The organism is Tenggerimyces flavus, from assembly GCF_016907715.1.
GTDB classification, from domain to species: Bacteria; Actinomycetota; Actinomycetes; order Propionibacteriales; family Actinopolymorphaceae; genus Tenggerimyces; species Tenggerimyces flavus.
Window position 1 is genome coordinate 1,403,282 of the sequence record NZ_JAFBCM010000001.1, and the last position, 20,426, is coordinate 1,423,707.

16 protein-coding genes and 1 tRNA gene are annotated in these 20,426 nt (G+C 68.9%); 12 read left to right on the forward strand and 5 right to left on the reverse strand.

Features of this window, described 5'->3' with window-relative positions; all coding sequences use genetic code 11:
- Positions 1-102: 102 nt before the first annotated feature.
- On the reverse strand, positions 103-1,077 hold the full coding sequence (locus JOD67_RS06585) for a pirin family protein (RefSeq protein ID WP_205116249.1): 975 nt from the start codon (positions 1,075-1,077) through the stop codon (positions 103-105).
- A gap of 100 nt (positions 1,078-1,177) precedes the next feature.
- On the opposite strand from JOD67_RS06585, the gene JOD67_RS06590 reads away from it, so the two are divergent.
- Positions 1,178-2,239, forward strand: a complete 1,062-nt coding sequence (locus tag JOD67_RS06590; protein WP_205116251.1) for a prenyltransferase/squalene oxidase repeat-containing protein — start codon at positions 1,178-1,180, stop codon at positions 2,237-2,239.
- 145 nt (positions 2,240-2,384) lie between these two features.
- Here the strand turns inward: JOD67_RS06590 and JOD67_RS06595 are convergent, their stop codons facing one another.
- A complete protein-coding gene (locus JOD67_RS06595; protein WP_205116253.1) occupies positions 2,385-5,156 on the reverse strand; it encodes a penicillin acylase family protein in 2,772 nt (923 codons plus the stop codon).
- A 318-nt stretch (positions 5,157-5,474) separates the two neighbouring features.
- Here JOD67_RS06595 and JOD67_RS06600 point away from each other — a divergent pair, with 318 nt between their 5' ends.
- The 8 genes from JOD67_RS06600 to JOD67_RS06635 all read left to right on the forward strand — a co-directional run bounded on the left by JOD67_RS06600 (position 5,475) and on the right by JOD67_RS06635 (position 13,327).
- Positions 5,475-7,022 carry an amino acid permease gene (locus JOD67_RS06600; RefSeq protein ID WP_307782297.1) on the forward strand — a complete coding sequence of 516 codons (1,548 nt, stop codon included), beginning with the start codon at positions 5,475-5,477 and terminating at the stop codon, positions 7,020-7,022.
- Entirely contained in the window at positions 7,019-8,365 is a 1,347-nt protein-coding gene (locus JOD67_RS06605) for a glutamine synthetase family protein (protein ID WP_307782298.1), read from the forward strand. The genes JOD67_RS06600 and JOD67_RS06605 overlap by 4 nt, the downstream gene beginning before the upstream one ends.
- Before the next feature lie 30 nt (positions 8,366-8,395).
- A complete protein-coding gene (locus tag JOD67_RS06610) occupies positions 8,396-9,094 on the forward strand; it encodes a gamma-glutamyl-gamma-aminobutyrate hydrolase family protein (RefSeq protein WP_239553747.1) in 699 nt (232 codons plus the stop codon).
- A complete protein-coding gene (locus tag JOD67_RS06615) occupies positions 9,091-10,449 on the forward strand; it encodes an aldehyde dehydrogenase family protein (RefSeq protein ID WP_205116256.1) in 1,359 nt (452 codons plus the stop codon). The genes JOD67_RS06610 and JOD67_RS06615 overlap by 4 nt, the downstream gene beginning before the upstream one ends.
- 4 nt (positions 10,450-10,453) lie before the next feature.
- Entirely contained in the window at positions 10,454-11,221 is a 768-nt protein-coding gene (locus JOD67_RS06620; RefSeq protein ID WP_205116257.1) for a 3-oxoacyl-ACP reductase, read from the forward strand.
- Between the two features lie 35 nt (positions 11,222-11,256).
- Positions 11,257-12,084 carry an NAD(P)H-binding protein gene (locus tag JOD67_RS06625; protein WP_205116259.1) on the forward strand — a complete coding sequence of 276 codons (828 nt, stop codon included), beginning with the start codon at positions 11,257-11,259 and terminating at the stop codon, positions 12,082-12,084.
- Positions 12,085-12,097: 13 nt separating this feature from the next.
- Positions 12,098-12,580 (forward strand): hypothetical protein, encoded by a 483-nt coding sequence (locus JOD67_RS06630; RefSeq protein ID WP_205116261.1) that lies wholly within the window; start codon positions 12,098-12,100, stop codon positions 12,578-12,580.
- Positions 12,581-12,844: 264 nt separating this feature from the next.
- Positions 12,845-13,327 (forward strand): hypothetical protein, encoded by a 483-nt coding sequence (locus JOD67_RS06635; protein ID WP_205116263.1) that lies wholly within the window; start codon positions 12,845-12,847, stop codon positions 13,325-13,327.
- Positions 13,328-13,654: 327 nt separating this feature from the next.
- Here the strand turns inward: JOD67_RS06635 and JOD67_RS06640 are convergent, their stop codons facing one another.
- Complete coding sequence (locus JOD67_RS06640) at positions 13,655-15,256, reverse strand: LCP family glycopolymer transferase (protein WP_205116265.1); 1,602 nt, start codon at positions 15,254-15,256, stop codon at positions 13,655-13,657.
- 200 nt (positions 15,257-15,456) lie between these two features.
- Here JOD67_RS06640 and JOD67_RS06645 point away from each other — a divergent pair, with 200 nt between their 5' ends.
- Positions 15,457-17,118, forward strand: coding sequence for a long-chain fatty acid--CoA ligase (locus JOD67_RS06645; protein ID WP_205116267.1), 1,662 nt, complete (start codon positions 15,457-15,459; stop codon positions 17,116-17,118).
- Between the two features lie 100 nt (positions 17,119-17,218).
- Here JOD67_RS06645 and JOD67_RS06650 read toward each other — a convergent pair whose 3' ends face one another.
- Positions 17,219-17,932, reverse strand: a complete 714-nt coding sequence (locus tag JOD67_RS06650; protein ID WP_205116270.1) for an SDR family oxidoreductase — start codon at positions 17,930-17,932, stop codon at positions 17,219-17,221.
- Positions 17,933-17,936: 4 nt separating this feature from the next.
- Complete coding sequence (locus tag JOD67_RS06655; protein WP_205116272.1) at positions 17,937-18,590, reverse strand: phosphoribosyltransferase; 654 nt, start codon at positions 18,588-18,590, stop codon at positions 17,937-17,939.
- 107 nt (positions 18,591-18,697) lie between these two features.
- Between JOD67_RS06655 and JOD67_RS06660 the strand changes: the two genes are divergently transcribed.
- Positions 18,698-18,788: transfer RNA gene (locus JOD67_RS06660), tRNA-Ser, on the forward strand.
- A gap of 186 nt (positions 18,789-18,974) precedes the next feature.
- Positions 18,975-20,426 carry a purine-cytosine permease family protein gene (locus JOD67_RS06665; RefSeq protein WP_205116274.1) on the forward strand — a complete coding sequence of 484 codons (1,452 nt, stop codon included), beginning with the start codon at positions 18,975-18,977 and terminating at the stop codon, positions 20,424-20,426.

The window sequence follows — 20,426 nt, forward strand, 5'->3', positions numbered from 1 at the left end:
CTGAGTCGTTTCGAAGATTCCGCGCATCTAGGTCACCTTTACATCGCATGCCTCGGTCGGGGGCATGCTTTCATCCGCGGTGCCGCGACGTCGAACGCTTTTCTAGAACACGTCGTGACCGGGGTGCGACTCGTCGGGGATCTGGCCGAGGCGGCCGGCCTGGAAGTCCTCGAACGCCTGCATCAGCTCCTCGCGCGTGTTCATCACGAACGGCCCGTACGCCGCGACGGGCTCGCGGATCGGTTGGCCGCCGAGGATGAGCACGTCGAGCTCTGGCGCTCTCGACTCCTGGGTTGCGTCGGCGGCGACCGTGATCACGTCGCCTTCGCCGAAGACGGCGAGCTGGCCCATCTTGAGCGGCCGTTTGCTGGCACCGACCGAGCCGGCGCCGGCGAGCGCGTACACCAGCGCGTTGAAGTCCTTGCGCCACGGCAGTCTCAGCTGCGCGCCGGGGGTGAGCGTGGCGTGCAGGAGGGCGATCGGGGTGTGCGTCGAGCCGGGGCCTTCGTGTCCGGCGACCGCGCCGGCGATGAGGCGGAGCAACGTACCGCCGTCGTCGGAGGCCAGCAAGGAGACCTCGCCGCGGCGGATGTCCTGGTAGCGCGGTTGAGTCATCTTCAGGCGTGCGGGCAGGTTGACCCAGAGCTGGAAGCCGTGGAAGAGCCCGCCCTTCATCACGATCTCCTCCGGCGGCGCCTCGATGTGCAGGATCCCGCCGCCCGCGGTCATCCACTGCGTGTCGCCGTCGGTGATCAGCCCGCCGCCACCCTGGGAGTCCTGGTGCCGCAGGACGCCGTCGAGCATGTACGTCACGGTCTCGAACCCGCGGTGCGGATGCCACGGCGTGCCCTTCGGCTCACCCGGCGCGTACTCGACCTCGCCCATCTGGTCCATGTGGATGAACGGGTCCAGCTGCGCGAGGTCGACGCCATGGAAGGCGCGCCTGACCGGGAAGCCCTCGCCCTCGTACCCCTGGGGCGCGGTGGTCACCGACAGGACCTTGCGCTCGGCGGCACTCGGGTCGGGCCTGGGGACGCGGGGCAGGACCAGAATGTCCGGCGCGGTCACAGCTGGCATGGCTTGTCACCTCTCGACGCGGCGGTTGGTGCCGTGTCCTGGGGTAACTGTAGTTGAAATATCAATATTCCGCTGGATGGATGGCACAATGGGTGCTCTCATGAGCGACCAGGCCGCGGTGGAGTGGCTGCTGGCTTCTCGCGAGCCGGCGGTGCGGATGATGACGCGTCGCGATGTGCTGGGTGAGTCGGTCTCTGCTGGCTCGTACGACCTGCTCGACAGTCCTCACGTCGAGGCGCTGCTGTCCGGCCAGCGCGCTGACGGTGGGTTCGGCAAGACGGTCGCGATCCACAGGTATCGCGGCAACAGCCGGTCGCCGGACGAGATCATCGGCGTCAAGTACGTCGACACGGGGTTGGGCCCCGCGCAGTGGCGGTTGGTCGCACTGGCCGACCTCGCCATCCCCGACACCGAGCCACGCGCACTGCTCGCTGCCAATGCCGTGATCGACCACATCCTGAGCCACCGGAACTACCGGCGTGGCCCTCCCGTGATCGACGGGCTGCCTCGGATGTGCAGCTCCGCCGAGGGCGCCGTCCTGGTGTTCGCGACGCACCTGGACCTGGCGGACGATCCGCGGGTGGAACGGATGGTCGAGGGGTTGCTCGCGTGGCAGTGGCCTGATGGTGGCTGGAACTGCCATCGCAACGCGACCGGTCGGAGGTCGAACTTCCACGAATCCGTGGTGGCGGCGTGGGGATTGTGGGAGTACGCGCTGGTGACCGGCTCTCGGGCCGCCTCAGCGGCTGCTGCGCGGTGCGCGGAGCTGTTCCTCTCGCACCGGCTGCTCTACAGCCTGGGTTCAGGGCAGCCGACGCGGCACCGGCCGACGAAGCCCGCGGCCGGTCAGATCATCAACCAGCGTTGGACGAAGCTCGGCTACCCGTCGTACTGGCACTACGACGTCCTGGCGGCGCTCAGGTTGCTGTACCGGATGGGCAAGCTCTCCGACCCGCGAGCTCGCCCCGCCCTCGACCTGTTGGAGAGCAAGCGCCGGCCAGACGGCCGCTGGGCCGCCGACCAGCAGTGGTGGAAGCCGCCGACGAGCCGGTTCGCCCACCAACACGAGGTCGTCGACTGGGGCATGCCGAAGCAACCCAGCGAGATGATCACTCTCAACGCCCTCCGCATCCTCCACGCCGCCGGCCGCCTCGGAGGTTGACGTGGACCGATCCGGCGGGGCAAATGCTCATGTTTACATGATCATTTGCCGCTTTACGTGGGATGCGCCCCGCGTGAAGCACCCACTCGCCAGGTAAAGCGGCGTCGGTGCCCGTCCGCCAGCACCGCCGACTACGCAACAGGTTCTAGCGGCGGCGGGTGGGGAACTGGACGACCTGTTGGTAGGTCGGGCGGTTCTGCCAGGACATCTTGTCCTGCGTGATGCCGCCCATCGCGCGGTGGACGATGGTGTCGGCGCACCATTGGTTGCCGGCGGCGCAATCGGCGTCGCCGGGGTAGACCTGGGTGGCCGGCGTGGCCGCGGCGGTCCGGAGGGTGTCAAGGAGGGCTTGACGGCACTGCGCGAGGTCGCCTCCGCCGCAGAAGGACACGGGGGCGGCGCCGGGGACGGGGTCGCCGAGGAGTTTGCGAACGTCCTTGTCGACGTAGCTCCACCAGCCGTACTGGAACGACGACCCCTTGTGCGGCGCGGCCCCATGCCGGTCGGACGGCGACTCGTCGACCTGGATCGCCCGCGTCAACTCGGTGTAGAGCTCGGTCCCGAGCGCGCCCTCGAACTCAGCCCGCACCAGAATCGGCCACCAGGCATCGAGAATCCGGATCGCCGCGGCGTGCGCGTACGTCTTGCTCCCCGCCGAAGTCTCCTTCCGCAGCGACCCCGACTGCACCCACGCCCGCAAGGCCTGCACGGTCGCGGCCAACGCGGGTTCGGTGACGGGCGCGGTGTCGATCACCCGCAGCAGCTGCGGAACGACATGTGACGCGCGCAGATCGGCGACCGCCGCCTCGGACATCGCGCGGGTGAGCGCGGCGCGCGACACGTTGCCGGCCTGGACGAGCGCCCGCACGCGGTCGTCGAGCAGGTCGCCGCGGTGCACCGCCCCGAAGCCGAAGCTGCCAGCCGTGAACCCGGGCGCCTGCTTGTTGTTCCACGAGATCAGGTAGTCCTGGTTGATCGCCTGCGGGTGTTGGGCGAACGGCAGGTACGGCGCGGTGTTGCCGTCCGCGTTCCAGCCCTGCCATTCGTACGCTGCCCGGCCCCACGTCGGCAGGTTCGGATCCACGGCAGCCGGCCGGAGCGGGTTGGCGCCAGAGTTGAAGTACGCGATGTCGTCGGCGTCGGCATAGAACCAGTTGAACGCGTACCCGATCTTGTCCGCCGCCCGCTGGAAGTCCGCCCCGGACCGGATCGCCGAAGGATCGTTGAACTCCTGGAAACCGAGGATCGAGTCCACCTCGTGCAGGTACGTCGACCGCAGCACCGTGTACGCGACGAACTTGCCGCCGACCGTCGCGCGACTCTGTACGAGGCCGTACTTCGTCCGCCACATCACCAGCGTGTACGAGCCCGTCGCGGTGCCGTCGGCGACGGTTGGCTTCCAGGCGTTCTTGCGCTCGAGCCGTTCCATCGGCACGCACTCGCCGTGGAACAGGTACGAGGTCGACTGCTTCGTCGCGGGCTGCCCGCCGGGCTCGCACAGCTCGACGGCGTACGTGTCGGTGATGTCCTGCCCGGCGGACGTGGCGCTCCACGAGTAGTCGACGCCGCGGCCGAGCTGGACGTACATGCTCACGCCGGCGAACGCGACCCCGCGTGCTCGCAGGCCGGGGCCGTTGAGCTCCTGCAACATCAACAGCTGCGGGGCGAAGTAGCCGGTCTGCGGTCCCCAGACGGCGACCGGGTTGCCGGTGTCGGTGTGCTCGCCGGAGACGGCGAGGGCGTTGGACATGCCGTGCGTCTTGCTCAGCAGGTTCCTCGGCAGGACGCCGTCATCGAAGATTCCCTTGAGGGGTTGGAGATTCTTGGGAACGTTCCGCGTCGCCGCGAGGCCCTTGCCGCCCACCTCGTCGTACACCAGTCGCTCCGGCGTCACGCTGCCCTCGTCGGGCATCGCGACGCCCTGCGGCTGCGCGGGGCTGGCTCCGTAAGGGAACGGCTGGTGCGCGGTGGTGACGGCTTCGGGGTCGTTCTGCATGCGGAACGACTGCCACACCTGGTCGCCGACGGCGGGACCGTAGCGGTTCTGGGCGGCGAGTTTCACCAACGCTGATTGGACTTCTCCGCCACCACCGGCGCCGAACAGGCCGCCGACGACCGAGGCGATCGCGACCATGTCGGTGGGCTGGAACGGCTTGATGTCGTTCCAGTTCGTGATCGCGTCGGCGTGGCCGGTGAGGACGTACTCGCCGGGGAACGTGCGGGTGTTGACCGACCTGGTGAGGTACGCGTTGATGCCGTCCACGTAGTCGCGTACGTCCTGGAGAGCTTGGACGCCGCGCGGTCCACTCTGCGCGATGTTGTCGATCTGGCGTTGCAGATCTTCTTCTGTGTAAGGGATCTGGGTGTAGAAGCCCTGCTCGAGCTGCCGGTTGCCTGGCGCACCGCCGGCGAACCCGCTGAGCTGGCCGCGGCCGAGATGCCGGAACAGGTCCATCAACCAGAGCCGATCCTGCGCCGCGGCGTACCCCGCGCCGAACTCGGTGCCCGAACGGGTGGTGCCGGTGATGTGCGGCATGCCGATCTTCTTGTCGCGCACGATGGTGACGTCCGCACGGGGCTTGATGGTGCTCTCGATCTGGTTCGCGGGGACGCCGAAGTCGGCGTTGTTGAAGAACGTGCCGAGCTGGGCGTTGGTGAGGCCTTGGTAGCCGGTGGCGAGCTGGTCGTACGGCTTCAGCTGATCGGCCGCGTGCCGCGGGCGGGTGCCGAGAAGCTGGTGGGCGAGGATGTCGGTCAGCGTCGCGTTGCCGTTGTTGCCCGGCGGAAGGATGTCGTGGCACTGGCCGACGCAGTAGTCGTCGGGCTCGGCCGCCGCGGCCTTCTCGGCCGGCTGAAGCCCGACCAGCCCCGTAGCGGTGACAGCGGCGATGGCAAGCAGGCCGATCACAGCGCGCATGCGCGTCACTCCTCTGCGACACGGTCGACGTGCCCGGCACGTTACCCGCAGGTAGATGACCAACGGAAGAGCGGCATGCCCACCCAGCACCACGCCCCCAACCGGGGGAGTTGTTGGACAGATCTCGGCCTAGATGCCGAGATCTGTCCAACAAGTGCGCGGTGAGCTGCGCGCGATCGCCACCCCGCGGCGCGGGCGGCGGGGTGCATGTCGGTCCTGTTGCGTGCCTTGACAGACCCCCAGCCAGCCGCCACGCTGCAAATGGCCTGGTTCTGTACCAATGGCTGAGGGCCCCATGACCCGCGGACGGAGGCATCCGTGACTGTCGAAGAGCCGGTGGCCGGGGACACGACGAAGCGCAATCTCACCGATGACGAGCGAAGGCTGCACGAGCTGGGCTATGCCCAGGAGCTGGCCCGCGTCATGTCCGGTTTCTCCAACTTCGCCGTCTCGTTCACGATCATCTCGATCCTGTCGGGCTGCCTGACGCTCTACCTGTTCGGCATGAACACCGGCGGGCCGGTCATGATCATCTGGGGCTGGCCGATCGTCGGCATCATGACGCTGTTCGTCGGCCTCGCGATGGCCGAGGTCTGCTCGAGCTTCCCGACCGCCGGCGGGCTCTACTACTGGTCCGCCAAGCTGGCCAAGCGCAACCAAGCCGCGTGGTCGTGGTTCACCGGCTGGTTCAACTTCCTCGGCCAGGTCGCCGTCACCGCGGGTATCGACTTCGGGCTCGCATTCTTCCTGAACGCGTTCCTCAACCTGCAGTTCGGCTTCGACACCACACCGCGCAACACGATCCTGCTGTTCGGCATCGTGCTGATCCTTCACGGCCTGCTCAACACCTACGGCGTCAACCTGGTCTCGCTGCTCTGCCGGGTCAGCGTCTGGTGGCACGTCGCCGGCGTGCTGATCATCGTCGGAGTGCTCGCGATCGTCCCCGACAACCACCAGTCCGCCAGCTTCGTGTTCGGCGAGTTCGTCAACAACACCGGCTGGTCGTCGGCGTTCTACGTTGCCCTGTTGGGACTTCTGCTCGCGCAGTACACGTTCACCGGGTACGACGCCTCAGCCCACATGACTGAGGAGACCAACGACGCCGCGCGCACCGGACCGCGCGGCATCGTGATGTCGATCGTCGTCTCGCTGGCCGCCGGCTGGATCCTGCTGATCGGCGTCACGTTCGCGATCCAGAGCTACGAAGGCGCGAGAACGAGCGAGACCGGCGTCCCGCCAGCACAGATCTTCATCGACGCGGTCGGCATGACCGGCGGCAAGATGCTGCTGCTCATCGTCATCGGCGCGCAGTTCTTCTGCGGCATGTCCTCCGTCACCGCGAACTCGCGCATGATCTACGCCTTCTCCCGCGACGGCGCGCTCCCGGCGTCGGCCTTCTGGCACCGGATCAACCCGCGTACCCGCACCCCCACGCGAGCCGTCTGGCTGGCGGCGGGTGGCGCGTTCGTGCTCGGTCTGCCGTACCTGTGGAACGCGACGGCGTACGCGGCCGTCACCTCGATCGCGGTCATCGGCCTGTACATCGCGTACGTGCTGCCCACCCTGCTGAGGCTCCTGCAGGGCGAAGCGTTCGTCCGCGGCCCGTGGCACCTCGGCCGCTGGAGCCGTCCGATCGGCATCATCGCGGTCGTCTGGGTCGGGTTCATCACCGTGCTGTTCATGCTCCCGCAGGTCAGCCCGATCTCCGCGGCGACGTTCAACTACACACCGGTTGCGGTCCTCGTCGTGCTCGGCTTTGCTGGCATCTGGTGGCTGGTGTCCGCGCGGCACTGGTTCAAGGGCCCGAAGGTGCAGGGCTCGGCCGAGGAGCTGGCGGCGATCGAACGGGAGCTGGGATCGGTGTGATCGGAGAAGACGAACTGCGGGCCGCGGTCGAGCGCGGCGAGGTCGACACCGTCGTCATCGCGCTCACCGACATGCAGGGACGCCTGCAGGGCAAGCGGTGCTCGGGGCGCTACTTCGTCGAACAGGTCCTGGCGCACGGTGCCGAGGCCTGCAACTACCTGCTCGCGGTCGACGTCGACATGAACACCGTCGACGGGTACGCGATGTCGTCCTGGGAGTCGGGGTACGGCGACTTCGTTCTCACGCCGGACCTGCGCACGCTGCGCTGGCTGCCGTGGCATCCGGGCACCGCGCTCGTTCTCGCCGACCTGTCCTGGGAGGGCGGCGAGCCGGTCGTCGCGTCGCCGCGGCAGATCCTGCGCCAGCAGCTCGCCCGCCTCGCCGAGCACGGGTACGAGGCGTACGCCGGCACCGAGCTCGAGTTCATGGTCTTCCGCGACTCCTATGAGGCGGCGTTCCGGAACGGCTATGCCACCCTCGAGCCCGCGAACCAGTACAACGTCGACTACTCCCTCGTCGGCACCGGGCGGATCGAGCCACTGCTGCGGCGGATCCGCAACGAGATGGTCGGCGCGGGCCTGTACGTCGAGTCGGCCAAGGGCGAGTGCAACCTCGGCCAGCACGAGATCGCCTTCCTGTACGACCATGCGCTGACGACGTGCGACAACCACTCGATCTACAAGACCGGTGCGAAGGAGATCGCCGCGCAGGAGGGCACGAGCCTCACGTTCATGGCGAAGTACGACGAACGCGAGGGCAACTCCTGCCACATCCACCTCAGCCTGCGCTCTCCGTCCGGTGAACCCGTCCTTGCGGGCAAGGGAAATCACGGCTTCTCGCCGTTGATGGAGCACTACCTCGCGGGCCAGCTCGCCTGCCTGCGCGAGCTGACGCTTCTCTTCGCGCCGAACATCAACTCCTACAAACGCTTCGTCAAAGGCTCGTTCGCGCCGACCGCCGTCGCGTGGGGCGTGGACAACCGCACCTGCGCGATGCGCGTCGTCGGGCACGGATCGTCTTTGCGGGTGGAGAACCGGGTGCCTGGAGGCGATGTCAACCCGTACTTGGCAGTGGCCGGGATGGTCGCCGCCGGCCTGTACGGCATCGAGAACGAGCTGCCGCTGGAGGACGCGTTCGTCGGCAACGCCTACGCGTCCGGCCGCGACACGGTGCCGACGACGTTGCGTGCCGCCGCGGAGCTGTTCGCGGAGAGCAGCGTCGCGAAGGCGGCGTTCGGCGACGAGGTCGTGGCGCACTACCTCAACGCCGCGCGGGTCGAGGTCGAGGCGTACGACGCCGCGGTGACGGACTGGGAGAGGCGCCGCGGGTTCGAGCGGCTCTGAGACACTTTCGTGAACGTACAAAGGGGAATGATGGCGCCCATCATCGGGGTGACGACGCTCGTCGACCAGGTCAAGTGGGGGGTGTGGGACCGCAGGGTCGCGCTGCTCACGATGACCTACATCAACGCGATCTCGCGCTCGGGCGGGGTGCCGGTGCTGTTGCCGCCGAACGAGTTCGGCGCTGCCGAGGTGGTGGAACGGCTCGACGGGCTGATCCTTTCCGGTGGCGCGGACATCGACCCGGCGCGGTTCGGGCAGGAGCCGCACGAGAAGACGGTGATCGTGGCGGACCGCGACGCGTGGGAGTTCGCCGTTCTTTCGGCCGCGATCGAACGGGACCTGCCCGTTCTCGCGATCTGCCGCGGCATCCAGGTGCTGAACGTGTTGGCCGGTGGCACGTTGCACCAGCACCTGCCGGACGCGATCGGGCACACCGACCACCTGCGGCAGGCCGGCACGTTCGGGCCGATGACGGTGAAGCTGGAGAGGGGCTGCCGGCTCGAGCGACTGCTGGGCGACCGCGTGACCGTGCCCTGTCACCACCATCAGGCGATCGACGAGCTCGGGCCTGGCCTGCGTGCGGTGGGGTGGGCGGACGACGGCGTTGTGGAGGCCGCGGAGCTGACCGATCGCCGGTTCGTCGTCGGTGTGCAGTGGCATCCCGAGCAGGACCAGGACGACCGCACGTTGTTCGAGGCCCTGGTCGCCGAGGCGGCGCGGACGCGATGAAGCACGACGTCGTCAACCCCGCGACCGAGGAAGTCGTTGCTACCGTCGAGCTGACTACGGCCGAGCAGGCCGACGAGGCGATCTCTCGTGCGGCTGCGGCGTACCCTTCCTGGCGCGCGGTGGCGCCGGGTGATCGGGCTCGGCTGCTGCACCGGTTCGCGAACGTGGTCGAGTCTCACCTCGAGGAGCTCGCACTGCTCGAGGTCGCGAACTCGGGGCACACGATCTCCAACGCTCGTTGGGAAGCCGGGAACGTGCGCGACGTCCTCCGCTTCTACGCGGGGGCGCCGGAGCGGTTGCACGGCAAGCAGATTCCCGTCGCCGGAGGCGTGGACCTCACGTTCAAGGAACCGCTCGGCGTCGTCGCCGTCATCGTGCCCTGGAACTTCCCAATGCCCATTGCTGGTTGGGGATTCGCGCCGGCGCTCGCCGCCGGCAACACCGTCGTGCTCAAGCCGGCCGAGCTCACGCCGCTGACTGCTCTTCGGCTGGCCGAGCTCGCTCTCGAGGCCGGCCTACCCGAGGGTGTCTTCACGGTGGTTGCGGGCAAGGGCAGTGTGGTCGGCGAACGGTTCGTCGCCCACGAGCAGGTGCGCAAGATCTGCTTCACCGGCTCGACCGAGGTGGGCACGCGGATCATGAAGGGCGCGGCCGACCAGGTCAAACGCATCACGCTCGAGCTGGGCGGCAAGAGCGCGAACGTGATCTTCGCCGACGCCGACGTGGAACGCGCCGCCGCGCAGGCGCCGTACGGCGTGTTCGACAACGCCGGTCAGGACTGCTGCGCGCGGTCGCGGATTCTCGTACAGGAAGGCATTCTGGACAGCTTTCTCGAAAGCTTTCAGGATGCGGTCGCGGCGGTCCGGGTCGAGGACCCGGCGCTGGAGAGCGCCGAGATGGGTCCGTTGATCTCCGCCGAGCAGCGCGACCGGGTGGCGAGCTACGTCGACGGGGACCGCGTCGCGTTCCGCGGGAATTGCCCTACAGGTAAGGGGTTCTGGTATCCGCCGACCGTGCTGCTCGCCGAGACCGGGCAGGAACCGAGTTGGCGCGAGGAGATCTTCGGCCCGGTCGTCTCCGTCCTCCCGTTCACCGACGAGGCCGACGCGATCGCGAAGGCGAACGACACCGAGTTCGGGCTGTCCGGCTCGATCTGGACCCGCGACGTCGGCCGGGCGCTCCGGGTGGCAAGGGGAATCGAGTCCGGCAACCTGTCGGTGAACTCGCACTCGTCGGTGCGGTACTGGACACCGTTCGGCGGGTTCAAGCGCTCCGGCCTCGGCCGCGAGCTCGGTCCGGACGCGCTGGACGCGTTCACCGAGGTCAAGAACGTCTTCATCGCAACGGAGGAATGAGCCAGTGGAACGCCTGCGGGATCGGGTCGCGATCGTGACGGGAGCGGGCAGCGGGATCGGGCTCGCGACCGTACGCCGGTTCGCGTTGGAGGGCGCGCGGGTCGTCTGCGTCGACATCGACGAGGTCGCCGGCAAGGCCGCGGCCGACGAGGTCGGCGGGCTGTTCGTGCGTGCGGACGTGACGAGCGCCGACGACGTTCAGGGGATGTACGAGACGGCGTCGCGTGAGTACGGGCGGATCGACATCGCGTTCAACAACGCCGGCATCTCGCCGCCGGACGACGACTCGATCCTGACGACCGACCTCGACGCGTGGCGGCGGGTGCAGGAGGTCAACCTCACCTCGGTCTATCTGTGCTGCAAGTCCGTGATCCCGTACATGCAGAAGCAGGGGCGCGGGTCGATCATCAACACGGCGTCGTTCGTGGCGGTGCTGGGGGCGGCGACGTCGCAGATCTCGTACACGGCGTCGAAGGGCGCGGTGCTGGCGATGTCGCGCGAGCTGGGCGTGCAGTTCGCGCGGGAGGGGATCCGCGTGAACGCGCTGTGCCCGGGGCCTGTCAACACGCCCTTGCTGCAGGAGTTGTTCGCGAAGGATCCGGAGCGGGCGGCGCGGCGGCTGGTGCACATCCCGATGGGGCGGTTCGCCGAGGCCACGGAGATCGCCGGGGCGGTGGCGTTCCTGGCGAGCGACGACTCGTCGTTCATCACCGCGAGCACGTTCCTCGTCGATGGCGGGATCTCGAGCGCGTACGTCACGCCGCTCGATTGACCTCAACGGCGGTTGAGGTCCTAGCGTCTTGGGCTATGTCTACGACGTTGGTGATCGGAGCGACAGGGCACGTCGGGCGGCCGTTGGTCGCGGAGCTTTCGTCGCGCCAGGTTGCCGTGCGTGCCCTCGTCCGGCGGCCGGATGCGGCTGGGCTGCCCGCGGGTGTGGAGCTGGTAGCCGGCGACCTTGCTGACCTCGCGTCGGTTTCCGCGGCCGCTGCGGGGGTCGATCGGGTGTTCCTGGTGTGGCCGTTCACGACGTCCGAGGGTTTCGGGGCGGTGCTGGACGCGCTCGGTTCCGATGTGCGGCGCCTGGTGTACCTGTCGTCGGCGGGGTCGGTGCCGTTCCACGACGAGGTGGAGGCGCTGATCGCCCAGAGCGGGCTGTCGTGGACGTTCCTGCGGCCGAGTGGGTTCGCGGTGAACACGCTGGGCTGGGCGGCCGGGATCCAGGCGGGCGAGGTACGGCTCCCGTACGGCGCGGCGGCGCGGCCGCTGATCGACGAGCGCGACACCGCCGCCGTCGGCGTCCGGGCACTGCTCGAGCCGGGGCACGCGGGGAAGGTGCACGAACTGTCCGGTCCGGTGGCGCTGACCCAGGTCGAGCAGGTGTCGACGATCGCGTCGGTGCTGGGACGCGAGGTGCGCTTCGTCGAGCTCACCCCGGAAGAGGGCCGGGCGATGTTCCGCGCCGCTTGGGGCGACAGCCCCTACGTCGACGGCGCCATCGCCGGCCTCGCCCAATGGGTGCACACCCCCGAGCGCACGACCACCACCGTGGCGGACATCCTGGGCCGCCCAGCCATCCCGTTCCGCGCATGGGTAGAGGCCAACGCCCCTCGTTTCGGCGCTCAGGAGGCATGAAAGACTCGGCGACATGTCCGACGCCTCTGTTGTCTCGTATCGGCTGCGCCCGGCGGTGGGGTTGCGCATGGTGGGCGTCGGGTTCGTGTGGCTCGCCGCGTTCGTGCTGCTCGAGGTACTACGAGCCACGACGGACTGGCTCGATGGCGGCATCTTCGGGGTACTGCGCATCGTGTTCGCCATCGTCTTCGTCGTCATCGCCGGGGCTGGTGCGGTGATGATCCTCGACCCGCGGCCCGGGCTCCGGCTCGATGCCGACGGGTTCACCAACCGCACCAACGTCCTCCGACGCAACAGCCCGCGGCAAGGAGCCTGGAAAGAGGTCGACGACGTCGTACGGAGCGACGGTGCTGGCGGTCCCACGCTCCTGATCCAGCTGAACGACGGCCGCCGCAGTCCGATCTTCGCGAAGATGCTCGCGGCCAGGCTCGACGACATCGAGCAGGAAATCCGTACGCACCTCAACGACGCGCACGGGTATCGCCCGCTCCAGTAGGCCAGGCAGCAAAGACCGCCCCAGGCCTTGTGCCCCCCAAGGCCTGGAACGGCCCGTCGGTCGCCGCCAGGGTGACCGATAGCCCGGCAGCATACTCGCCTCCGCGGACACCCCAGCACTGCGTTCACATGCGTCACAACAACCACAGAGCGTTGTGTCGACTTGACAATCGGTGAGCAACTGGAGTCGTATGTCCCGCGTTGCTCTTTTCGCCGGTATGGCGAGACATGGTCTTAAATCGATAATTTCGGAGGTTGTTCGCACATGCGGAAGCTTTTGACCACGGCAGGTGTCGCGGTCGCGGCCCTTGCTCTCCCGCTCTGCACCGCCGTAAGCGCCTCGGCTGAGACGCCGGACTCCCCCAACGTTGTCCCGGGCGTGCCTGGCCTGTCGGGCCTCTCCGACCTGACATCGCTGCTGCAGGCTCTTCCGGCGCTGCTGCCGCTCCCGCTGCCGGCGGCCCCCGGCCTGCCGGGTGGCGACAGCGTGCCGCTGCCGATGCCGCGCAAGGACATCCCGAAGGGCCCGCACAGCCTCGTCCCGATCCCGGGCCTCGGCAGCCTCCCGCTGCCGCTGCCTGACCTGGGTGGTGGCGACGGCCTGCCGGTGCCGCTGCCGGGTGACGGCGGCCTGCCGATCCCGGACCTCGGCGAGAACGGCCTGCCCGTCCCGCTGCCGGGTGACGGCGGCCTGCCGGTTCCCGACCTGGGTGGTGCCGGCCTGCCGGTCCCGCTGCCGGCCAAGTAACACCCCAGTACGGCTCACGGAACGAGCAAAGCCTCCGGGCGTCAGACCAACGGTCTGGCGCCCGGAGGCTTTTCACGCCTTGGAACAACAAGTCCGCACAAACGGGTGCGGCGCCTCAGGTCTTGGGGGGCACAAGACCTGAGGCGCCGCTTCTGATGCACCAGGGAGGGATGGTGCGCTCACTTGGACTAACGACGGTACGGGGGTTGGGTTACGCACCGTACAAGGGAAATTCTCTCCGTGACAAAGAAGGCCACTAGCTGCGGATTTAGCCCTAAGTAGCCGGTCCGCTACGTCATGGTTATGGGCGAATTGCCCACCGGCTTCTCAGCTCTGCGGCTGGTACGCGCAGCTGTCCGTCAGCGAGTCCGCGGCCTCGTCCCCACCGGTCCCTGGCGAGGGCGCGTTGGACGGATCGTCGCCGGGCGACTCCTCGTCATCCCCGTTGTCCGGAGGTGGCTCGGCCGCCTTGGTGGGATCCGGCGCGTTGGGCGTGGCCGGAGCCTTGGCGGTTGAGCTGGCGCCCGGCGAAGGCGAAGCCTCGCTCGCCGCCAGCGCGCTCTCGACCTTCGAACGGATCAGGTCGTAGTCCGGGTGCGCCGGCCGGATCACCTTGTTGTCGAACACGATGCTGGTGACGGTCGCGTCCTTGACGTCCAGCGCGAGGCCGACGAACGGCTTCAGCAAAGACTGCGGCAGGTCGGTCTCGACGATGTCCTTCGACGACTTCGCGATCGCCTCGTACCGGGTCAGCATCGTCGCCGGGTCCGCCTGCTGGATGATCGCGTTGATCACGCAACGCTGGCGGCCCATCCGGGCGTAGTCGCTGGACCCGTACCGGCCACGCGCGAACCAGAGCGCGTTGTCGCCGTCGAGGTGCTTGTTCGGGCCTGGCTCCAGCCAGTCGTCCGGCCGCCGGCCGGTGTCGGTGTTGCCGCCGATCGCGACCCTGGTGTTGATGTTGACCGTGATCCCGCCGAGTGCGTCGACCAGCTGCTCGAAGCCGTCCAGGTTGATCAGGATGAAGTAGTCGAGCTGGAGCCCGAGCGCCTCGCCGACGCCGAGTTTGAGCGCGTCCGCGCCCTTGTGGTCGGAGTCCAGCACGTCCGGGTGCGCGCCCGGAACGTTCCGGTAGACCGCGTTCAGCAGGTACTCCGCGTCCGGCCCGTCGCCTTGGAAGCCGTCCGGGTAGAGGTCGTACAGCGGCGAGTCCTTGGGGAACGGCAGCTTGGTCAGGTTGCGCGGCAGGCTGAACAGCACGGTGTTGCCCGTACGGGTGTCGATGCTCGCGACGATCACGCTGTCCGTCCGCGTCCCGTCCCGGCCCTCACCCGCGTCGCCGCCGAGCAGCAGCAGGTTGACCCGCGAACGGCCACCCCACGGGTCCTCCGCGGTGACGTTCTGCGGGCGCGTCGCGCTCTTGGTGTCGTCGCTGGCGAAGATCGTACGGACGACGTCGCGCTGGACGAACGCGTACCGAGAACCCAGCGCCATCGGTGACATCACCATCAGCGCCAGCACGCCGACCAGGGCGGATCCGAGAATGCGCTGCAGGGGGCTGACCGCCCGCGGGCGGAGCGCCCGGTGCGAAGTCACGATTACCACGACCCAGGCGATGCCGATCACCGCCAGGATCGTCGCCGCGATCGCGAGCGACGTCGGCTCGACTGCGAGCCCGATCGCCCAGTCCCGCCCGAACAGCGCGACGTAAGCGCCGAACGCGAGGATCAGGACGAGGATCGCCAGCACCGCGATGCCGAGCTTGCGTCGCCCGGTCGCGAGATACCCGGTCCCGGGGACCAGCGCGCTGAGCAGGGTCAGGCCCAGAACGCGGTTGAACGGCATGCCGGAACGGCGACGCCTCCCCGTCGGTCTCTGGGCGGGGTGGCCGCGATGCTCCGTGGTCGGGTCCCAGGTCGGGTCAGACATGCGCGCTATTCAATCCCACTGTTCTCGTCGTACGGACCCGGCCGGCACGCGGGCGCGCGCCACCGGCGAGGGGCGGTCTCTTAGGTAGGGACGACTCAACCGGCCGAGAAGTTGCATGGACTGTCCCCGGACCGGTTCCAACTGCCAAGATCGGCCGTACCGAGGGGCCCAGGGAGCAGCGCCGCTGCCGAGGAGGCGACATGTTGAGCACGATGCAGGACTTCCCGCTCACTCTCAGCTGGGTGGTCAAGCACGGGATGACCGTCCACGGCCGTACGGGCCAGGTCGCGACACTGACCGGCGACGGCGTCACCGTCCGCCGCGCCTCGTTCGCCGAGGTCGGCCGCCGCGCCGCTCAGCTGGCCCACGCGCTGCGCGGCCTCGGCATCGACGGGGACCAGCGGGTCGGCACGTTCATGTGGAACAACCAGGAGCACCTCGAGGCCTACCTCGCCGTTCCCGCGATGGGCGCCGTCCTGCACCCGCTGAACATCCGCCTCCCGGGCCAGCAGATCTGCTTCACCGCGAACCACGCCGGCGACGAGGTCCTGCTGGTCGACGCGACGCTGTTCCAGCCGTTCTCCGCGATGCTCCCGTACCTCCCGAAAGTGCGCCACATCATCGTCGTCGGCGACTTCGACCTGTCCAGCGTCGACGCGCAGGGCAAGGAGCTGCACTCCTACGCCGACCTGCTCGAGGGCCAGCCCGAGACGTTCGACTGGCCCGAGCTGGACGAGAACTCCGCCGCCGCGATGTGTTACACGTCCGGGACGACCGGTGATCCCAAGGGCGTGGTGTACTCGCACCGCTCGGTGTTGCTGCACTGTCTGGGCATCTCGCTCGGCGACGCGATCGCGATGGGGTCGTCGGACACGTTCCTGCCGGTGGTGCCGATGTTCCACGTGCTGGCCTGGGGACTGCCGCACGCGGCGTTCTTCCTCGGCGCCTCGATGGTGATGCCGGACCGGTTCCTGCAGCCGGAGCCGTTGGTGAAGCTCGTCCAGGCCGAACGGGTCACGCTCGCCGGCGCCGTCCCGTCGGTGTGGGGCGGGGTGCTGCAGTACCTCGACGCGCACGAGGAGGCCGACTGGTCCAGCATGCGCGACGTGATCGTCGGCGGCTCGGCGTGCCCGCGGTCGTTGATGGAGGGCTTCGACCGGCACGACGTGCGCATCCTGCACGCCTGGGGCATGACCGAGATGTCGCCCATCGGTACGGTCGCGCGCCCGCCCGAGGGCGTGACCGGCGACGACGCGTGGCGCTACCGGCTGTCGCAGGGCCGGCTGGTCTCGTTCGTCGACGGCCGGATCGTGACGCCGGAGGGCGAGGTCGCGCCATGGGACGGCGAGACCGTGGGTGAGCTCGAGGTCCGCGGGCCGTGGGTCACCAGTTCGTACTTCGGCGTCGAGGACCCGGACCGCTTCCACGACGGCTGGTTCCGTACGGGCGACGTCGGGCACCTCGACCCGGACGGCTTCCTCACGCTGACCGACCGGGCGAAGGACGTGATCAAGTCCGGCGGCGAGTGGATATCGTCGGTGGACCTGGAGAACCAGCTGATGGGTCACCCGGCCGTGGCGGAGGCGTCGGTCGTCGGCGTACCGGACGACAAGTGGGGCGAGCGGCCGTTCGCGACCGTGGTCGTGCACGAGGGTCAGTCGGCGACGCCGGAGGAGCTGCGCGAGTTCCTGTCCCAGTCCAGCAAGATCGCCCGTTGGCAGCTGCCCGAGCGCTGGTCGTTCATCGAGGCGGTGCCGAAGACGAGCGTGGGCAAGTTCGACAAGAAGGTGATCCGTCAGCAGTACGCCGAGGGTGTGTACGACGTGAAGACGCTCGACTCGCCGCCCAAGACTGAATCCTGATGTCGCAGCCCGGCTCGCTCAGTTTCGCCGCACGCCACCGTCTGTCTCGCGGCGTCTGACGTTCATTTTGGGCTTCTTCGACGAGCCGGGCTGCGAGTGACTACCAGGGGATCGGGCCGTTCTCGTCGAAGAAGCCGCCGCTCGGGCCGTCGTCGGGAAGCGTCGCGTACCGGTGCACGACTGCGGCGGCGAGTGCCGGCGAGCGGGTCGCGTCCGGCGACATGTCGGTGGCCGTGTACCCGGGATTGACGGCGTTGATCTTGACCGGAGTGTCGCGGAGCTCGACCGCGAACGCGACGGTGAGCGCGTTCAGGGCGGACTTCGAGGTGTTGTACGACAGCCCGTTCCACTCCGCGCGCCAGCCCGGTCCGCTGACCTCCGCCAGCGAGCCCGAGCCGGACGAGACGTTGACGATCCGGCCAGCCGCCGATGCGCGGAGCAAGGGCAGGAACGCCTGGATCACGGTGACCACGCCGAACACGTTCGTCTCGTACGTCGCCCGCAGCACCTCGAGCGTGGCCTCGCTCGGCGGCCCCTCCTCCGGCGCGATCGCCGCGTTGTTGACCAGGACGTCGAGCCGGCCGTAGCGGGCCGCGATCGCCTCGGCTGCCGCCTTGATGACGGCCGGATCGGTGACGTCGCAACGTACCGACGAGGCGTCCAGTCCCTCGCCGAGCAGCGTCGCCTCCGCGTGTTCGCCGCGGCCGGCGTCGCGGGCGCCGACCACCACGGTGTGGCCGGACTGGGCGAGCTGGCGCGCGACCTCGAGCCCGATTCCCCTGTTGCCGCCGGTGACCAGCGCGACCTTCGTCATGCGCCTATTGTTTCGGGGCCCTCCGCGCGAGCAGGGTGCGGACCTCGTCGTCGGTCGTCGGGCTGAAGTCCTCGTACCAGCGGCCCACCGCGTCGAACGGGTCCGGCATCAACGGGCAGATGACCTCGTCGGCGAGCTTCGCGCAGGCGGCGAGCGCCTCGCGCGGCGCGACGGGCACGGCGAGAACGAGGCGGGACGGGCGGAGCTGGCGCACCGCGGCCAGGCCGGCACGGGCCGTCGCACCGGTCGCGAGGCCGTCGTCGACGAGGATCACGACCCTGCCTCTGACGTCGAGCGGGGGTCGGTCGCCGCGGTACGCGTGCTCGCGCCGGACCAGCTCGGCGGACTCCTCGACCACGACCGCGTCGACCTCGTCGGGGTCGACACGCACACGCTTGAGGACGTCCTCGTTCAGCACCCGGATGCCGCCCGCGGCGACCGCGCCCATCGCGAGCTCGCGGTGCCAGGGCACGCCCAGCTTCCGTACGCAGAACACGTCCAGCGCCACGTCGAGCTCGTCGGCGACGGCGTACGCCACCGGCACTCCGCCGCGCGGGAGGCCCAGCACGGTGACGTCCCCGCGACCCGCGTACGCCCGCAGCGACCCGGCGAGCGTCCTGCCCGCCTCGAACCGATCCGCATAGCCACGTGCCGTCATACCGATCCCCAGGTAGGCAGACAATTCGCCCCTGGGCGGCACGCTACTCCGAATGCGCTTTGCCGCGCCGTACGACCGACCGCTACCCTGATCCCGCATGAATTGGAGGAGGCGTCGCCTAGTCCGGTCTATGGCGCCCGCCTGCTAAGCGGGTTGAGGGTTTATCCCCTCTCGCGGGTTCAAATCCCGCCGCCTCCGCTCCACTTTGGGGCCCCCTGTCCGCGGAAAGCGCGGACCGGGGCGTTCCGCATCATCCCCGGGGGCCGAGCCCCCGGACCCCCACGGTGCGCGCCATGGCCGCCGCCGGTCGTAAATCAGACCAATCGAGCCGCTCGCTGGTGTATATCCAGGTCTGACGGCCCGCAGGCGCTACCGGAGGTTGCCATGGCAGCGACCGAACTCCCGCCCAGCTCGACGACCACGCGCGTCGAGCAGAACGGCATCAACGTCATCGCCGAGTCCGAACGCAAGGGCTCCCCGCGCGATCTGTTCTGGCCGTGGTGCGCCGCGAACATCTCGGTGTTCGCGATCTCGTACGGCTCGTTCCTGTTCGGCTTCGGGATCAGTGTCTGGCAGGCGCTGATCGCCGGCGTGCTCGGCACGATCCTGTCCTTCCTGCTCGTCGGCCTTGTCTCGCTCGCCGGCAAGCGTGGCTCGGCGCCGACGATGGTGCTCAGTCGGGCGGCGTTCGGCGTCCGCGGGAACGCGCTGCCCGCCGTCGTCTCGTACCTGCTGCTCGTCGGTTGGGAGACCGTCCTCGTCTCGCTCGCCACGCTGGCCACCTCGACCGTGTTCGACCGGCTCGGCTGGTCCGCGGGTGCGACGACGAAGATCGTCGCGTTCCTCGTCGTCGCCGCGATCGTCGTGGTGGCCGGCTGCCTCGGCTTCGACGCGATCATGCGGCTGCAGACCTGGCTGACGATCGCGCTCGCGTTCTTCACGCTCGGGTACATCGTGCTGTCCGTCGGCAGCATCGACTGGAACGCGGTCATGTCGGCGCCCTCCGGCTCGCCCACCGCGGTGATCGGGGCGCTCGTGCTCGCGGCCACCGCGCTCGGGCTCGGTTGGGTGAACGCGGGCGCCGACTACTCGCGCTACCTGCCGCGCCGAGCGAGCGCGGGCGGAGTGGTCGCGTGGACGACGTTCGGCGGCTCGCTCGCGCCGGTGATCCTGATCGCCTATGGGCTGCTGCTCGTGGCGAGCAACGAGGGGTTGAACGCGGAGATCGGCTTGGACCCGATCGGCGCGCTGACGAACGTGCTGCCGACCTGGTACCTCGTGCCGTTCATGCTGGTCGCGGTGTTCGGCCTCGTCGCCGGCGCGGTGCTGGACATCTACTCGTCCGGCCTGACGCTGCTGACGTTGGGTGTGCGGATCGCGCGCTGGAAGGCGGCGCTGATCGACGGCGTGATCATGGTGATCGGGACGATCTGGCTGGTCTTCTTCGCCACCGACGTGTTGGGGCCGTTCCAGGGTTTCCTGATCACGCTGGGCGTGCCGATCACGGCCTGGTGTGGGGTGTTCCTGGCCGACCTGGCGTTGCGGCGGGAGCCGTACGCGGAGGCCGACCTCTACGTGTCGCGCGGCCGGTACGGTGCCGTCGGTGTGTCCGCGGTGGTCGCGATGGTGCTGGCGACGGTCGTCGGCTGGGGGATGGTGGTGAACTCGACCTTGACCTGGCAGGGGTACCTGCTGGAACCGTTCGGGTTGGGGCCGAAGGACAACGGGCCGTGGACGTACGCCAACCTCGGCGTGCTGGCGGCGTTCGTCCTCGGGTTCGTGGTGCAGTTCGTGTTCGCTCGCGGGCGGGTTCGCGCGCAGGAGTTGGAGGGGTAG